14 protein-coding genes and 1 pseudogene are annotated in these 15,790 nt (G+C 59.9%); 7 read left to right on the top strand and 8 right to left on the bottom strand.

Going from position 1 to position 15,790, the window contains the following annotated elements; genetic code table 11:
* Window position 1: 1 nt before the first annotated feature.
* From ACGYLA_RS14840 to ACGYLA_RS14830, 3 genes are read left to right on the top strand one after another with little or no spacing between them, the layout of a single operon-like run.
* Window positions 2-556: a TetR family transcriptional regulator gene (locus tag ACGYLA_RS14840; RefSeq protein WP_340263832.1), complete on the top strand. Its 555-nt coding sequence runs from the start codon at window positions 2-4 to the stop codon at window positions 554-556.
* Window positions 543-1,688 (top strand): efflux RND transporter periplasmic adaptor subunit, encoded by a 1,146-nt coding sequence (locus tag ACGYLA_RS14835; RefSeq protein ID WP_394433494.1) that lies wholly within the window; start codon window positions 543-545, stop codon window positions 1,686-1,688. Before ACGYLA_RS14840 ends, ACGYLA_RS14835 begins: the two co-directional genes overlap by 14 nt.
* Window positions 1,689-1,721: 33 nt before the next feature.
* Window positions 1,722-4,763 (top strand): efflux RND transporter permease subunit, encoded by a 3,042-nt coding sequence (locus tag ACGYLA_RS14830; protein WP_394433492.1) that lies wholly within the window; start codon window positions 1,722-1,724, stop codon window positions 4,761-4,763.
* 293 nt (window positions 4,764-5,056) lie between these two features.
* Here ACGYLA_RS14830 and ACGYLA_RS14825 read toward each other — a convergent pair whose 3' ends face one another.
* Complete coding sequence (locus ACGYLA_RS14825) at window positions 5,057-5,398, bottom strand: winged helix-turn-helix transcriptional regulator (RefSeq protein WP_340263829.1); 342 nt, start codon at window positions 5,396-5,398, stop codon at window positions 5,057-5,059.
* Between the two features lie 277 nt (window positions 5,399-5,675).
* On the opposite strand from ACGYLA_RS14825, the gene ACGYLA_RS14820 reads away from it, so the two are divergent.
* The 3 genes from ACGYLA_RS14820 to ACGYLA_RS14810 are packed head-to-tail and all read left to right on the top strand — an operon-like array spanning window position 5,676 to window position 8,035.
* Complete coding sequence (locus ACGYLA_RS14820) at window positions 5,676-6,434, top strand: class III extradiol ring-cleavage dioxygenase (protein ID WP_340263828.1); 759 nt, start codon at window positions 5,676-5,678, stop codon at window positions 6,432-6,434.
* 55 nt (window positions 6,435-6,489) lie between these two features.
* On the top strand, window positions 6,490-7,389 hold the full coding sequence (locus tag ACGYLA_RS14815) for an NAD(P)H-binding protein (RefSeq protein WP_340263827.1): 900 nt from the start codon (window positions 6,490-6,492) through the stop codon (window positions 7,387-7,389).
* A 10-nt stretch (window positions 7,390-7,399) separates the two neighbouring features.
* Window positions 7,400-8,035 carry a glutathione S-transferase N-terminal domain-containing protein gene (locus tag ACGYLA_RS14810; protein WP_340263826.1) on the top strand — a complete coding sequence of 212 codons (636 nt, stop codon included), beginning with the start codon at window positions 7,400-7,402 and terminating at the stop codon, window positions 8,033-8,035.
* A gap of 174 nt (window positions 8,036-8,209) precedes the next feature.
* On the opposite strand, the pseudogene ACGYLA_RS14805 reads toward ACGYLA_RS14810, so the two are convergent.
* Window positions 8,210-8,902 (bottom strand): annotated as a pseudogene (locus tag ACGYLA_RS14805) (IS6 family transposase).
* Between the two features lie 123 nt (window positions 8,903-9,025).
* Between ACGYLA_RS14805 and ACGYLA_RS14800 the strand changes: the two are divergent.
* Window positions 9,026-9,367 carry a transposase gene (locus ACGYLA_RS14800; RefSeq protein WP_340263825.1) on the top strand — a complete coding sequence of 114 codons (342 nt, stop codon included), beginning with the start codon at window positions 9,026-9,028 and terminating at the stop codon, window positions 9,365-9,367.
* Window positions 9,368-9,692: 325 nt separating this feature from the next.
* Here ACGYLA_RS14800 and ACGYLA_RS14795 read toward each other — a convergent pair whose 3' ends face one another.
* The 6 genes from ACGYLA_RS14795 to ACGYLA_RS14770 all read right to left on the bottom strand — a co-directional run bounded on the left by ACGYLA_RS14795 (window position 9,693) and on the right by ACGYLA_RS14770 (window position 15,769).
* Window positions 9,693-10,283, bottom strand: a complete 591-nt coding sequence (locus ACGYLA_RS14795; protein ID WP_340263824.1) for a maleylpyruvate isomerase N-terminal domain-containing protein — start codon at window positions 10,281-10,283, stop codon at window positions 9,693-9,695.
* Window positions 10,280-11,353, bottom strand: coding sequence for a cupin domain-containing protein (locus ACGYLA_RS14790; RefSeq protein ID WP_394433530.1), 1,074 nt, complete (start codon window positions 11,351-11,353; stop codon window positions 10,280-10,282). The genes ACGYLA_RS14795 and ACGYLA_RS14790 overlap by 4 nt, the downstream gene beginning before the upstream one ends.
* Before the next feature lie 18 nt (window positions 11,354-11,371).
* Complete coding sequence (gene maiA, locus ACGYLA_RS14785) at window positions 11,372-12,019, bottom strand: maleylacetoacetate isomerase (protein ID WP_340263822.1); 648 nt, start codon at window positions 12,017-12,019, stop codon at window positions 11,372-11,374.
* A 55-nt stretch (window positions 12,020-12,074) separates the two neighbouring features.
* On the bottom strand, window positions 12,075-12,770 hold the full coding sequence (locus tag ACGYLA_RS14780; protein WP_224556238.1) for a fumarylacetoacetate hydrolase family protein: 696 nt from the start codon (window positions 12,768-12,770) through the stop codon (window positions 12,075-12,077).
* A gap of 31 nt (window positions 12,771-12,801) precedes the next feature.
* Window positions 12,802-14,736 carry a TRAP transporter permease gene (locus ACGYLA_RS14775; protein ID WP_394433487.1) on the bottom strand — a complete coding sequence of 645 codons (1,935 nt, stop codon included), beginning with the start codon at window positions 14,734-14,736 and terminating at the stop codon, window positions 12,802-12,804.
* Between the two features lie 64 nt (window positions 14,737-14,800).
* A complete protein-coding gene (locus tag ACGYLA_RS14770; protein WP_340263820.1) occupies window positions 14,801-15,769 on the bottom strand; it encodes a TAXI family TRAP transporter solute-binding subunit in 969 nt (322 codons plus the stop codon).
* Window positions 15,770-15,790: the final 21 nt, after the last annotated feature.

Below are 15,790 nucleotides of genomic sequence, written 5' to 3'. Positions count from 1 at the left end.
TGTGAATAGCAAAAACCAGCCTGCGGGTTCTACAAACGCGTCATTGAAAATTCTCGAGGCGGCGCGTGCGGTTGCTTCGCGTGACGGTGCCGGGAAGATCACCATCGACGCGGTCGCGCAGGAAGCGGGCCTCAGCAAAGGCGGTGTGCTTTACAACTTCCCGAGCAAGAAGGCTCTCATCTCTGGGTTGTTAGACCAAATGATATCCGCCCATCGTGACCTCATTGAAGCCATGCCTGAACAAGCTCAGTCGCGTACGCTCCGTGGGCATCTTGAGACGGTGCTGAAGCCGCGTGACGGAGATGTCGACCTATCTATGGCGATCCTTGCGGCTGCGGCGTCGGACCCTCAGCTGCTGGACCCATTGCGTGCTGAAATGTCGGAGCAGATCGAGCATATTCTCTCTGAAACGCAGGACGCCTCCACCGCGATGGTTGTCGTTCTCGCGATCCAAGGCCTTCGATTCCAAAATCTGCTAAAGCTTCCGGACGGCGGCGCGGTTTGCAGAGCACGCGCCGTCCAACGACTAAGGACATTGATTGATGAGCTTGAATAAAACGCGTCCGGGCTGGAAACGAATGGGCTCAATTTCGGCACTCGCATTTGGTGTGGTCTTCGCGGTGGCGTTGGCGACGGGGCCATGGAGCCATCTTTGGGCCCAGACAGAAACGGTTGCCGAGGACAGTGTTAAGAGCAATGAGACTGCTGCCCTTGGTCAACCGATAACGGTTGAAGTGACCGAAGTGGTCAGCCGTATGATCAACCAATCCCGTTCTGTTACGGGACGCGTTAAACCCGTCCGAACAGTCGATATTGCATTCCAAGTGCCGGGTCAGATCATTTCTATTAATGTTGAGCCGGGGTCTCATGTTCAAAAAGGTGACCTGATCGCTCAGCTCGATCAGACGGACTTTGATCTTGCGGTAGACCGGGCGCAAGCCTCCTATGATCTCGCGAATTCTGAACTGAAGCGCGCCTCGAGCCTGGCCGAACGGGGGGTCGCAGCCGATGCGCGGCTCGACTCCGCACGCGCCCAGTTCGCGCAGGCAGATGTGTCGCGCCGCGAGGCCAAGCGACGGTATTCCCAGACCCAGATTGTAGCACCTTTCGATGCGATCGTGGCGCGCACCTTTGTCGAAGAATACATCAATGTCACCTCAGCCGCACCCGTAGCGCGCTTGCAAGATATCAGTGAAATGCGGGTTTTGATTTCCATGTCCGAAGAACTTGCCGCCGTGGGACGCTCGGCCCCTGACGCCTACGACATCGTTGCCCAATTTCCCGCCGTGCCGGGGTATACCGCCCCGCTTACCCTTCGGTCTTTTGCCACGGATGCTGATCCAACCGCGCAGACCTACGACGTGGAATTCGCCATTACCGGAGAGATCGATCCGCGCCTCTTGCCGGGTATGACAGCGGATGTGCGCATTTCGACAACGGACTCCGAAAACCCGGAGGCCTCCTTCATCATTCCCGTCTCGGCGGTCGATACGACAAGTCGAACGGACCCATCGGTATGGGTCTATGACGAGACAACAGAAAAAGTCACCCGCAGAACGGTCCGGCTCGGTCTTCCGGTCGGTGACGAGTTCATCGTCTTAGAGGGGCTAAAGGACGGCGAGATGGTCGTGTCTGGCGGTTGGTGGCGGTTGAGCGACGATCAGATAGTGGCGGTTTCGGGGCGTTGATCCCGTATTTCTCAGCGAGACTCGGATAGACACATGGCAATTAGCATCTCTCGCGCGAGCATTAGGCGCCCTGTTGCGGTCTGGCTTGCAATCATCTTTTGCCTTGTGGGCGGCTATTGGGGTTTGAACACGGTGGGTCGTCTTGAAGACCCCAATTTCACCCTGAAAACGGCGCTTGTCTTTGTCCCCTACCCCGGCGCGACTGCTGTTGAAGTAGAGGAAGAAGTCGCTGACGTCGTCGAAAACGCGCTTCAGCAGATGAAGCAGCTTGACCGGGTCGAATCCAAATCCATGCCGGGGATGGCGCAGATCACTGTCGAGATCGAGATGACCTATGGCCCGGATGAGATTCCGCAGGTGTGGGATGAAATGCGCCGGCGCATCAACGATGTCCAAGGAGAGCTACCCGCCGGGGCGCGTCCGCCAATCATCAACGACGATTTTGGTGACGTCTACGGGATGTTTTATGCCGTTACGGCCGAGAACCTAAGCCCGTCAGAACAGCGTGACCTTGCCAAGAGCCTGCGGCTGGGGCTGGTCACCGTCGATGGGGTGGCCAAGGTTGAGGTACAGGGTCTCGCTGAAGAGGTGATCGACATTTCGGTCCCCTCTTCGCGCATGACGGAGTTGGGTCTGCCGCCACAACAGATCTTGGGCATTCTTGCGGACGAAAATAAGGTTTTCACCAACGGTGAGATTACCGAAGGGCCCGCGCGGATCAGCCTGTCGGTGCCGCCGGGCTATGTTAGCCCTGAAGGGATTGAAGAGCTTCGGATCGGGTTGGCCGGACAGGTCGGACAGATCGCGATCTCAGACATTGCACGCGTCACCCGTGAAAAAGCTGAACAGCCCAGCCAGATCATCCGTCAAAACGGCGTTTCTGCTTTCACTTTGGGCGTCTCGGCTCTCACGGATCGCAATGTTGTTGAGGTCGGCGACGCTGTCTCGGCCCGGCTGGACAGCTTGAAAACCAGCCTGCCAAACGGCGTGGAGGTTATTCCGGTTTACGAACAGCATCGCGTTGTCGATCAAGCGGTTTCGAGCTTTCTTGTCAGTCTGGCGCAATCCGTTGCCATTGTTGTTGCCGCACTGATGCTTACCATGGGCTGGCGCGCCGGTCTGGTGGTGGGGGCGACTCTTGGCCTCACGGTCTTCTCGACGCTGTTTTTCATGTCGGCTTTCGGCATCGCGATGGAGCGCATTAGCCTTGGTGCCTTGATTATTGCGATGGGTATGCTTGTCGATAATGCCATCGTCATTACCGAAGGGATGGTCATTGGCATGGCCCGGGGGAGGACCGCAGAAGACGCTGCTGCTGAGACGGAAACGGCCACATCTATCCCGCTGCTTGGCGCCACGGTCATTGGGATCATGGCGTTCTCGGGCATCGGATTGTCGCCAGACGCGACCGGCGAGTTCCTGTTTTCGCTCTTCGCGGTCATTGCGATCTCTTTGCTGCTGAGCTGGGCGCTTGCTGTCACGGTCACACCCTATTTGGGTCGCCTGCTGCTCAGAGCGCCGAAAAATGGTTCCGACGATCCTTACAAAGGAGCGTTTTACGGCGCTTATCGCGGGTTCCTTTGGTTCGCGCTGCGGACGCGGGTGCTGGTCGTCGTGGTCATTTTGGGGATAACGGTTTGGTCTGTCATGGCCTTCGGCCAAGTAAAACAGGCCTTCTTCCCCGCGTCGAACACGCCGATCTTCTATGTTCAGGTGCAGATGCCCCAAGGCACAGATATTAACGTTACCGACGCTGAAATGCGCCGCCTTGAAAAGATGCTCTTGGCGGAGGACAGCGTGACCGGTCTGACCACATTGGTCGGGAGCGGCGCGAGCCGCTTCATGCTGACCTACAATCCAGAGCAGGCCGATTCCAGCTATGGGCAGCTTATCGTCCGGGTTGACGACGCAGAAGTCATCCCGTCCATTGCGAACCGGCTCAACAGCGTCCTGCCTGCCGCGTTCCCGCATGCGTTGATCCGGGTTGAGCAGATCGTATTCGGACCGCCCTCGGGCGCCGATGTGGCGGTTCGGTATTCGGGGCCCGATCCTGTTGTCTTGCGCCAGCTCGCAGACGAAGCGATGAAGGTCTATGCGGACGCTGGCACCATCACCAACCCCCGCACGAACTGGCGGCAGCGAGAAATCCTCGTTGAACCCGTAGTTGATGAATCCCGTATGCGGCTGGCTGGCACGACGCGTGGCGCGATTGCGGATACGATCCAATACGGCACTTCGGGCCTGCGGGTTGGCGATCTGCGCGAAGATGACGAAGTCATACCAATCCGTCTCCGCCTCCCCAAAGATGCGCGTGATGGCGTTACTCAACTGCGCGACCTTTCTGTCTGGTCTGACGGAGCCGGGTCCTACGTTCCGATTACGAACTTGGTTGAGCGTTTTGAGACACGTCTCGTTGAGGCGCTGATCCACAGACGAAACCGAGAGCGGACAATCTCCGTGCTTGGCGGGTCGCGCGATGATCTAACTGCGGATGAAGCGTTCCGGAGCGTTCGGACCGAGATTGAGGCCCTACCGCTTCCCGAGGGCTATGCGATGGAATGGGGCGGCGAGTTCGAAAGCGCCAAAGACGCGCAGGCGAGCCTTGGCAAACAGCTTCCCCTTGGTTTCCTCGTGATGTTGACGATCTCGATCCTGATGTTCAACAAGATCCGCCAGCCGCTCATTCTTTGGCTTGTTGTCCCCATGTCTGTCACTGGCATGGTTCTGGGCCTGCTGTTCACCGGGTTGCCCTTTACCTTCACGGCCCTGCTGGGTTTCCTATCGCTTTCGGGCATGTTGATGAAAAACGCCATCGTTTTGGTTGAGGAAATTGACCAACAACGTGCGGAGGGTGTCTCGGACTACAGAGCCGTTGTTGACGGATCGGTCAGCCGATTGCGCCCCGTGGTGCTCGCGGCTGGCACGACGATTTTCGGTATGATCCCGCTGTTGCCCGACGCCTTTTTTGCTTCAATGGCGGTGACAATCATGGGGGGGCTCGCATTTGCCTCAGTCCTGACGCTTGTCGCCGTCCCTGTGCTCTATGCTATTTTGTTTCGCATAAGGTCAGAATAGTGACGTAATATAGAGTTCGGACAGCGGCATGGCTGAGATTGCGCTGCCAAGGACGTGGGCGGCTTCACCGTCTAAGCTGACTTCCTCGATGCCATGCTCGGCTCCAAGCAAAAAGAGCAACGGTGGATACCGGCATGGTATCTGGGACAGCTCGACCCCGATAAGACAGAGGCCGGCCGCATCCTCGATAACTTCGAGCGTCCTGCCAAAAAGATGGGCCCCGGAGCGGCGCAAACAAAAAGCGCTCAAACGCCTCTAATCAAGACGCGGGACTGCACTCGATCATTCGGCCTTCACTTCGACCTTTCGAACGCACCTTCGGCCGCCCAACGCTGTGCGATTTCGCCCAAGGATTCGAGCACTTGGCTCAGATCGTCGCCGCGCTCCGTCAAACCGTAGGTGACCGCAGGGGGGATCGTTTGCGTTTGATCGCGCCAAATCACTCCGGCCGCCTGAAGCATTCGCAACCGTTCGGTTAGCATGCGTGTCGAAATGCCCGGCACTGCCCGTTTTAATACCCCAAAGCGTTGCGGCCCGCTGTCGCTCAGAACCCAGAGGATATACGTGGTCCACGGCCCCATCAGCAGGCGCAGAATAGAGTCCATTGGACATACGGGCGGTGCTTTTTGCTTCATTCTAACGTTCCTCTGGAATGGTTACTTTTCCGTGCCTACTTTTCTTTCAAAATTAAGACGACTTATTATACTACCGCGGAAGAAATTGCCTAGCAAGAGCGACCCACTCAGAACAATGCCGAGGCAATGTGTTGAACAGCGCGGCATAACCGGACCTCAAAGCTGCAATGACGGATGGGGGCCATCAGGGGGTGCACAGGGTTCAGACGAAAGGACGCAAGACGTGACTCGAATGCCGACAATGTTCATTCCACACGGTGGAGGCCCATGTTTTTTCATGGACTGGGACCCGCCGGAAACCTGGGACCGACAGCGTGAGTTCCTTGCGGGTGTACCGGCATCATTAGCGGAAGCCCCCAAGGCGTTGCTGGTGATTTCAGGCCATTGGGAAGAGCAGCAGTTCACAGTGCAGAGAAACCCGGCTCCACCGCTGTTGTTCGATTATAACGGGTTTCCACCCCACACTTACGAACTGACCTGGCCCGCGGCCGGCAACCCCGCGTTGTCCGACAGGGTGCGGAAGCTGATCGAGGCAGCCGGGTTCCCTTGCCCCGTCGATGAATCGCGTGGTTACGATCACGGCGTGTTCATTCCGCTAAAGGTGGCTTTTCCGCGCGCAGACATTCCTTGTGTGCAGCTTAGCATGCGCTCCGATCTTGACCCGGCTGCGCATATTGCGGTCGGACGGGCATTGGCGCCGTTGCGCGACGAAGGGGTTCTGATCATCGGGTCGGGCAACACCTATCACAACATGGAAAAGATGATGCGCGCGATGCAGGATGGCGCCACCGATGCCGTGAGCGGGCAGGAATTTGACCGCTGGCTAAGCGATGCGGCCACCCGCACCGATCCGGCAGAGCGTGATCAAATGCTGGCACACTGGGACGCCGCCCCCGGTGCCCGCGATGCAAACCCGCGCGAGGAACATCTGATTCCGCTGCATGTGGTCGCCGGGGCAGCCCTTGCCGACAAAGGTATAAAAACGTTGGAAGATCACGTGCTTGGAGCAGTCGAAAGCGCGTTTACCTTCGGGTGACTCCCAACAGACGTTCGAACATCCAAATCCAACCCGAAAAATCGAGGAAAACCCAATGACAAACATTCAAGAAGGCCCTTTCATCGTCACTGGTGCGTCCGGCCAACTTGGCCGACAGGTCATCGACAATTTGATTACGGCCGGTGCCGGTCCGATCATCGCCGTTTCCCGCTCACCGGAAAAGCTGTCCGATCTGGCTGACAAGGGCGTCGAGGCCCGCAAGGGTGATTTCAACGACGCGGCGTCGCTGCCTGCCGCTTTTGCAGGTGGCAAACGTCTGCTTATCATCTCGACCGACGATCTGGAACCGGGCAAGCGACTGGCAGCGCAGAAAAACGCCATTGCTGCCGCGTCAAACGAAGGGATTGGACATATCGTCTATACCTCCCTCGCTAGCCCTGTCGAGGAAAGCCCGATTACCTTTTCCAAGGATCACAGCGACACCGAGGCACTGATCAAGGACACCGGTGTCAGCTATACTATCCTGCGCAACAATCTTTACACCGATCTGGTGTTGATGGGTGGTAGGCAAAGCATTGGTATGGGACAACATTTTGCCGCTGCTGCCGACGGAAAGACCGCCTATGTCACCCGTGGGGATTGCGCCCGCGCTGCGGCTGTGGCGCTGATGCAGGAAACCGGGTCAAGCGTCCTGGAAATAACCGGCCCTGCGGCGGTTTCCCAGGGTGACATCGCGGCGATCCTGTCGGAAATCTCGGGCAAGGACCTCCCCTATATTCCGATCTCAACCGATGATCTGGTTCGGGCCATGGTCGGCGCTGGCCTGCCTGAACCCATGGCAAAGGTCTTTGCGTCCTTCGACGAGGCGATCGCAAAGGATTATTTGAGCGCTGCAACGGACGACCTGGAAAACCTGACCGGGCAATCCGGGCAATCGGTGCATGACTTTCTGATTGCCAACAAGGCGGCCCTGCTGACCCCCCAGGCGCAATGAGGAGAGTACGATGAGACTTTACAACGCCAATTTCTCGCCCAACGCCCTTCGCGTGCGTGCGGTCGCCCTGGAACTAGGGATCGACCTTGAAATCATCGAGGTCGACCTCCGGGGCGGCGACAATCAAAGCGCGGATTTCCTGTCGATGAATCCCAATGCCAAGGTGCCAGTGCTGGTGGACGACGATTTCGTGATCTGGGAATCGCGCGCCATCAATTCCTATCTGGCAAGCAAGAAACCCGAACGCGGTCTTCACCCGGATGATCTGAAATCCCGTGCAACAGTGGACCAGTGGCTATACTGGCAGGCGATTCACCTTGGCCCGGCGATGCAAAAGCTATCGTTCGAGCGGTTCCTGAGAGCGAAGTTCGGCATGGGTGATCCGGATCAAAGCGTCATCGACGCCGAGTTGAAGAACGTCGATCAATTTCTTGCGGTTCTGGAAATTGGCCTTGCGGGCAAGGACTGGGTCGCGGGCGATCTGAGCGTGGCAGATTTCGCGTTGGCCTCGACGTTCATGTACCGTGCGCAATCTGACATCTCGCTTGACGATCTGCCGAATGTCGCTGCCTGGATCGAACAGCTTGAGGCGCGTCCATCATGGAAAGATGCGTTCGCACCGGTCCTAGCGCTTTTTGGTGGCTAGACTTCACCGAAGTCTGCGCGCCTTGGCGGGGTACTGCCATACAAAAACAGAAAGGCAAAAAATGTTTGAACTGACACCCCGCGCCGGCCCGCGACCGGACACCACTGACTGTGGGACGCATGGGTGTTGTCAACTTAACTTGCCGGCCGCGAATAGATGGCCGGTCTTTGAGCGTCAGATGCTCGCAGCCTCCTTCCAGGCGCCGAAGGCCTCTATTCTGTGATAGCGTGTTTCGATTGCGGAACGGCGGCGGGCAGGAATTGAGAAGCGGTTTCTGGTGGCAGACTGGCATGTCACAAACCGTTGCAACCCGCCCGGAGAGCGAAACCCTTGCATGCACCGCTCTCGTTTTCGAAACGGCAAATGGCTATTCTTGGCCCGATTGTTAAGGCCTTTGTGGGAGCGATGTTCAAGACCGGACGCGATCTCGCGTCTGGCCGCACCGTAGGAGCGCAGCTTGTCCGTTACGATCCGTTTGGGCAGCCCAAACCGCTTGATCAGCGCTTTCAAAAGACGCTTTGCGGCACGCTTGTCGCGCTTAGATTGCAGGATTTCCTCCAGAACGATCCCCTCTTGATCAACCGCGCGCCAGAGCCAGAATTTCCGCCCGGAGATCGTCACCACAACTTCGTCGAGATGCCAAACGTCCCCCGGAGGCGCCTGCCGCCGGCGCAAGTTTCGGGCGATCTGCGGGGCGAATTTCGCCACCCAACGCCGGATCGTTTAGTAGGAAACATCAATGCCACGATTCAGTAGCATTTCCTCGACTTCGCGCAGGGAGAGGTTGAAACGGACGTACAGCCAAACCGCGTGCGCGATGATCTCTGGTGGAAAACGGTGGCGCTTGTAGCTGACGATCATACTCATGCGCAGCAACTAAGCAAAATCTCCTACGCTTCCAACAGGCCCGAGTTAATGTGACAATGCCCTTAGCAGAACTAATTTGGGTTGTGTTGAGTGAGTAAGCCGCATGCTAAAAGTTATCAGTCCATGGTTGTCCCTCGCTTGATGCCTAGGGCCGACACAATCGACCGCGAGATCCGGGCTATCACTAAACGCCATGAGACCGTGCGGTTGCTAATGACTGCGCCGGGTGTCTGGCCGATCACCGCCATGGCGGTCGCTGCCGCATTTGACGACATTGACCGGTTCAAACGATCCTCATCCGCCGGAGCTTACCTTGGGTTGACCCCGAGGCGGTATGAATCCAGCGAAATCAGTCGGAACGGGCGAATATCGAAACGCGGCGATATGTTCACCCGAAAGTGCTTGTTTGAGGCCACGAACGCGATCTTCTGCCGAAATCTCAAAGGATCCCGCCTCCGCACATGAGCCCAGGCGATCGCCGAGCGAACAGTGCCAAGAAAGGCGAAGGTCGCATTGGCGCGCAAGCTCGCGGTGACGCTGCATGCCATGTGGCGCACCAGCACGCCCTCCAGGGAGGTGATAGAGTAAAGCACCCGAAAACCTTGGCCACTTGCAGACCTTCAGCACGACGAAATGGGTCCTGCTGGGACGCGCGGCGCGGCTGAGATCGCCCCCACGGCTGCGGCACAAACCGCGTACACCACTTCGACCCACCCGACCCTGCACGCAAATATGCGGCGACCGCGGAGAGAACCAAAGAGCCCGGCGCGCAGAATGAACCGCGGAGAAATCAACTCTTGACCGTGGCGATTAGAGAACCCTGTAGGGCATGATCCAGCGCAGCCTTCGGAACATCCGCAAGGCGGGCTCCATTGGCCAGATCAATCGCCCCCTGCCAGACCTCTTTTGCCCGCAACATCGGCGTCTCGCACGCCGGGATCTTCCTGCCGTCTGGCAGGTGCAGCCGAGCGTTCCAGTCCTGATCGGTAAGATCGCGCCATTCGACGTTAAGATGCACCTCCGCATGACGAAAGAGGCTGCGCAAGGCGCGCGGTGGCAAGGTAGCGCCAAGGGCGATTTCAGTATCGCGGTTCTCGACAATAGGCTGCGACATTCCGGTGCGTGCAGCCTCGAGCAGATGTGCGAAGAGCCGGGCGTGGTAGCTAACATGGGCCACGACCTGAGCGCGGGTCCAGCCGTCGCGAAGTGCTGGGTCCGAAAGTTCCGCATCGCTCAACTCGTTGAGCTTGCGCGCGAAATAAGCAGTGCCGCGGCGCGCTTGGAGGAGGTCATCATGCGGCGCCGCCTCGGCATCGTAACGCGCGCCGTCGCCTTGGCGGGCGCGCAGAGCGTCACGGGCGGCGGTGTCTCCCGGGGTCATTGGCCGTCGACCATCGTACGCATGAAATTCAGACGTTCGATGATCGGCGCGTCGGAGAAGCGGAACAGGTCGAACTGCGTCTCGGCCTGCAGCGACCAGCCGACCCAGGAAGGCACGACGAAGATGTCACCTTTCTCCAGCTTGCGAGTCTCGCCGCCCAGCACCACCGCCCCCGAGCCTTCGAAGACTTGGAAGACCGAAGAACCGACCTCCTGCCGCAGGGGCGTTTCAGTGCCCGCGCGCAGCCGGTGAAACTCGCAGCGGATCGTCGGCATCACGTCGCCGCCGGTGGTAGGGTTGGTGTAGCGCACCGCCGCGTGGCCGAGGCCCACCGTGGCGGGCTGGCCCTCGTCTTCCAGCAGCAGCTGTTCGGTCAGGGCGCGGTCGGTGTGCTCCCACCGGTAGGCGCCGATCGGCGACGATACCGTATCTTGCAGGCCCGAGAGCGGGCGCAGGCCCGGATGGCCCCACAGCCGCTCGCCTTGGCTGTAGTTCGGGGTGGCATTGTCGGTGACACGCTCTGCGCCGAACTCGAAAAAGCCCACGTCCATCTGCTGGCTGAACGGAATATCCAGCCCATCAATCCAAGCCATCGGCTCGGTAGCGACGTTGTGATGACCGTGGAAAGCCCAGCCCGGCGTCAGCAGCAGGTCGCCGCGGGACATGCGCACCGGGTCGCCGTTGACAACGGTCCAGACGCCCTCGCCCTCGACCACGAAGCGGAAAGCGTTCTGCGAATGGCGGTGCTCGGGGGCGTTCTCCCCGGGCAGGAGATACTGGATCGCGCACCAGAGCGTCGGCGTGCAATAAGCGTGCGGGGCGAGGCCGGGGTTGGCCAGCCCGATGGCGCGGCGCTCGCCGCCTCGACCGACCGGCACCAGGTCACCGGATTGCTCGGCCATAGGCAACAGATCGGCCCACTTCCAGACGTAGGGCACCGCTTTGGGTTTGGGATGTTGCGGCATGAGGCCGGCGGTCTGGGTCCAGAGCGGGTTCATGTGGTTCCGCTCGAAGCCCTCATAGAGCGCGCGCAGTTCCGGGGTGTCCTCGGGTTGCATGGCATTGTCCATCATGGGTCTCCTTGTTGGCTAGGCAGCGTCGGGTTGGTTCGGCGGCGCGGCATTGGTGAAGGCGGGGAGCTGGTCGAGCTCCGCGAAGATACGCGCGATGGTGGGCCAACGATCCAGCGCGATGTCGAAGCGCTTGTTGTTCCAGACCTGCGCGTAGAGACAGATATCGGCCAGCGTCGGCTGATCGCCGTGAGAATAACGCCCGGTCTCGGGGCTGTCGGCCAACGTCGCTTCCAGCGCGTCGAAGGTAAGCGTGACCCAATGGGTGAACCATTTCTTCTGGGCCGCCTCATCGGCGCCGAATTCGTCGCGGAGGTAGAACAGCACCCGCAGGTTGTTCAGTGGATGCACCTCGAGCGCCAACATCTGCGCCAGCGCCCGCACCCGTGCCCGGCCGTCAGGATCGACCGGCAAAAGCGCTGGCTTGGGGTGGGTCTCCTCAAGCCATTCAATGATGGCCAGCGACTGTGTCAGGTGGCTCCCGTCTTCGCGCTCCAGTGTCGGAACAAGGCCCTGCCGGTTACGGTCGAGGTATTCCGGCGTTCGAGTTTCGCCGTCCCGCAAGACGTAAGGCACGTAGTCGTAATCCAGTCCCTTGAGGTTCAGCGCGGCGCGCAGCCGGGTTGAAGTTGAAGATCGGAAGAAGTTGTGAAGCCGCAGAGTCATGAGAGCCTTTCCTTTTCTGAGGTGACGCGGGGGGCCGACGGCCCCCCGCATTGGTTCAGGCGCGCGGACCGATCGGGGTTTCGATGGCGCCCAGGCCCTCGATCTCCACCCGGCAGGTATCGCCTTCGACCAGCGGGCCGACACCGGCGGGGGTGCCGGTCATGATCAGATCGCCAGGCCGCAGCTCCATCGAATGGGACAGGATCGAGATCACCTCGGGCACCGACCAGATCAGGTCAGCCAGATCAGCGTCCTGCTTGATCTCGCCGTTGACTGTCAGCCGGATCGAACCCTTGGAAGGATGGCCGACCTGTGCGACCGGATACACTGGGCCGATCACTGCAGAGCGGTCAAAGGCTTTGCCCCAGTCCCAAGGGCGCCCCTTCTCACGCGCTTCCAGCTGCAGATCGCGGCGGGTCAGGTCGTTGCCGACGGCATAGCCCCAGACGTGATCGAGCGCGTTTTCTTCGGCAATGTTCTTGCCCCCCCCGCCGATCACGACGACCAGCTCGGCCTCGTAGTGAAAGTTCTCTGTCTGGGGCGGATAGGCTACCGTCTCCCCGGTATCGACCACCGCATCGGCGGGCTTAGTGAAGAAGAATGGCGGATCGCGGTCCGGGTCCTTGCCCATCTCGACAGCGTGGGCGGCGTAGTTGCGCCCAACACAGAAGATACGGCGCACCGGCAGGCGGTCATCGCTCCCGTGAACGGCCACGTCAGCAGGCTCGGGCGGGGTGAAGACAAAAGACATTTAGTTTCCTTTTTTAAGTTTGAGGGCCTTTTCAGCCCTGTCCATTTTCCGTTAGCGCGGGGGAGTCATTGCGCTCCGCCCGAGCGGTGATCCAGAGCAGAGCAAGCACTGCAAAACCTGCCGCGTTGATCCACAACGTATGTGCTCCGCCGATACCCGGCGGCAGCAGGAGCGCTACCCCGGCGAGGCCAACGAGAGCCCTGCGCCCCTGCCCTGCCGGGCCGTGGAACCAGCCAACAAAGGCCGCCGAAATCGCGTAGACCCCTAAGACAGCGCTCGTGACGGCAATGGCGATTTCCATTGGATCACCGATCAACAAGAGCGCTGGCGAGAAGACAAAGAGGAAAGGCACGATATAGGCAGTCCAGCCGAAGCGCATAGATTCCCAAGCCGTGGCCATAGGCGAGGCCTTGGCGATGGCAGCGGCAAAGAAGGCGCCGATGCCGATAGGCGGGGTTACCATCGACATCATGCCGAGGTAGAAGATGAACAGATGTGCTGCGATGGGCTCGACCCCCGACTGAACCAGAGAGGGCGCGATCAGCACGGCGAGCAGCAGATAAACCCCCACCGTGGGCATCCCCATGCCGAGGATCAGACAGACCAAGGCCGAGATCAGCAGCAACACAAAGACATTGCCCTGCCCCAGATCGACCAGCGCGAAGGTCGCGGCAAATCCCAGACCGGTGACGTTCAACACGCCGATGATAAAGCCCGCCGCCGCCGAAATCATGATGATCTGGGTGATCGACTTGCCCGCCTCGACAGACGCTGCCCAGAGGTCGCGCAGCACCATGCGGGTCTCTCCGTAGCCCACGGTCAGCCCGATCATGAGTGCCGCCGCCCCGCCCCAAAGCGCAGAGGTTTCGGCCGGTTGGTTGAACCAGAAAAGCGCCGTGACGATGGCCGCAAAGGGCAGGATGAAGACCCAGCCGCGCGATAGGACAGCGGCGGTTGTCGGAGCATCGCTTAGGTCGAGCGGCTTAATGTCCTGTTTCGCCGCCTGCAGGTCGGCCTGCACGAATAGCGCCACGTAATAAAGCAGCGCCGGCACGATAGCGGCGACGACAATCTCAGAATAGGGTTTCTGAAGGATGTCAGCCATCAGGAAAGCCACGGCCCCCATCACTGGCGGCGCGATCTGGCCGCCGGTGGATGCAACCGCTTCAACCGCGCCAGCGGTGGTACGACGAAAGCCGGACTGTATCATCAGCTTGATGGTGACCACGCCAGTGGCGACGATGTTGGACACCACCACGCCTGAGATCGAGCCAAAGAGCCCGGACGCGACAATCGAGATTTTGGCCGCGCCGCCACGCTTGTGACCCATGGTTGACATGGCGATGTCGTTGAAAAAGTCCGCCCCGCCGGAGCGCAGCAGCAACTGGCCGAAGAAGACGAAGGCCACAACCACGGTGGCCGCGACGTTGAGCGTGAGGCCGAGCAAGCCGTTCGGGTCGAAGGCCAAATAGACCGCCAGCCGCTGTGGCGCGACCTCGCGGGTTTGCAGTGCCCCGGGCACCAGATGACCGATCATGCCATACCCGACGATCACGAGGACCACGATCACCAAGGTCCAGCCCACCGAGCGGCGCAGGCCTTCAAGCACCAGCAAAAACAGCGCTCCGCCAACCAGCAGCGCATCCCAAGGCAGTGACATCGCCTGCGATACGAGTCTCGGATAGGCCAGCATCACGTAGAGTGAGAGGCCAAGCCCCGTGACTGAGAGCAGCCAATCGAGCGCCGTGTCGCCTCCCGAGCGCGCGCGTTCCTTGTTTTCGCCAGTAACAAGGAAGATGATCGCCAAGCTCAACCCAAGCACCAACGCCAGGAATTGCTCTGTGTAGTAGGAATACCCCATGCGCGACGGCAGGCTCGCGGCCTGTGCCATCGCAGCGATGGTCAAAGTGCCGGCCAGAGCGCTGACAACGATGTTCTTTACACACAAGGCCTTCGGAGAAGTCACGTCCTGTTCCACAGCATTCCCTTTCGATTGACGGACGGGGCGGCAAGACCGCCCCGGCATTGCGTCACTGGTCCGAGGTCATCTCGACACCGCGGTCCTCAAAGAAGGCCACCGCGCCAGGGTGATAATCGACGCCGGGAAACTCTTTAAAAGCTGTCTCGAGGTTGAGTGCATTGAGCGGCGGATAAGCAGCGCCGATGGCCTCGCGCTCGTCGAACAGCACCGCCAGTAGCGATTGCACCTGCTCGTCGGACACATGCGCGCCTGCGACGAGAACGTTGTCCCAAGTCACGAACATCATCGGCTCGGCCACGCCAACGCGGACCGGTGCCGGCGTGACTTCGGAAAAGTAGAACGCGGGCCGCACTTTGCGGATTTTCGCCAGCGTTTCGTCATTGGCCGTGATCCCGAGGTAGCGCACGCCGCCCACCGAGGCGTCGACCTCGGCCACCTTGGGGCCACCCACTGCGAAAAAGGCGCTATCAACGCGCCCCGATGCCATGTCGTCGGAGCCGCGGATCAGTTCCGGGACCGGCACCTGATCGACATCTTCCCAGCCAATACCTCCAGCGGCGAGGATGGCCGAAATATGCGACCGCGCGATTGGAAAGGCATCCCAGCCGGAAGGCACGCTGCGGCCTTCGAGGTCCGCGACCGAGGTCAGCCCCGAGCTTTCCTTGACGTAGAGGCCCACCGGAAACGGGTTGATCCGCGCCACAATACGCAGGTTGGGCATCGCGGCGGTGTAATCGCCCGAGCCTTGAACCGCGGTGATCACATCATTTACATCATTGAGCGAAAACTCGGCCAGTGCCTCGTTCACGGCCTGCATCATCTGCGCATTGCCGCCATAGGGCTGCACGACAAGGCGCATCCCGGCGCTCTTGCGCGCCTCGCCTGAGATGACCGAGGCCATGGTGTTCCAGACCGAGCCCTGCGGCGGTGTGGAGAAGGATTGCACCTGCGCCTGCACGGCGGGGGCAAGCCCCGTGGCCAGCAGCGCAGCGGCGGCGAGTGTCTTAAGCAGTGTCATGTAAGTTCCTCTCATTGAACT

Source organism: Sulfitobacter sp. 1A13679 (assembly GCF_043557115.1).
GTDB classification, from domain to species: Bacteria; Pseudomonadota; Alphaproteobacteria; order Rhodobacterales; family Rhodobacteraceae; genus Sulfitobacter; species Sulfitobacter faviae.
The sequence above is the reverse complement of the archived record's forward strand: the minus strand, read 5'-3'. Positions and strand labels throughout refer to the sequence as shown.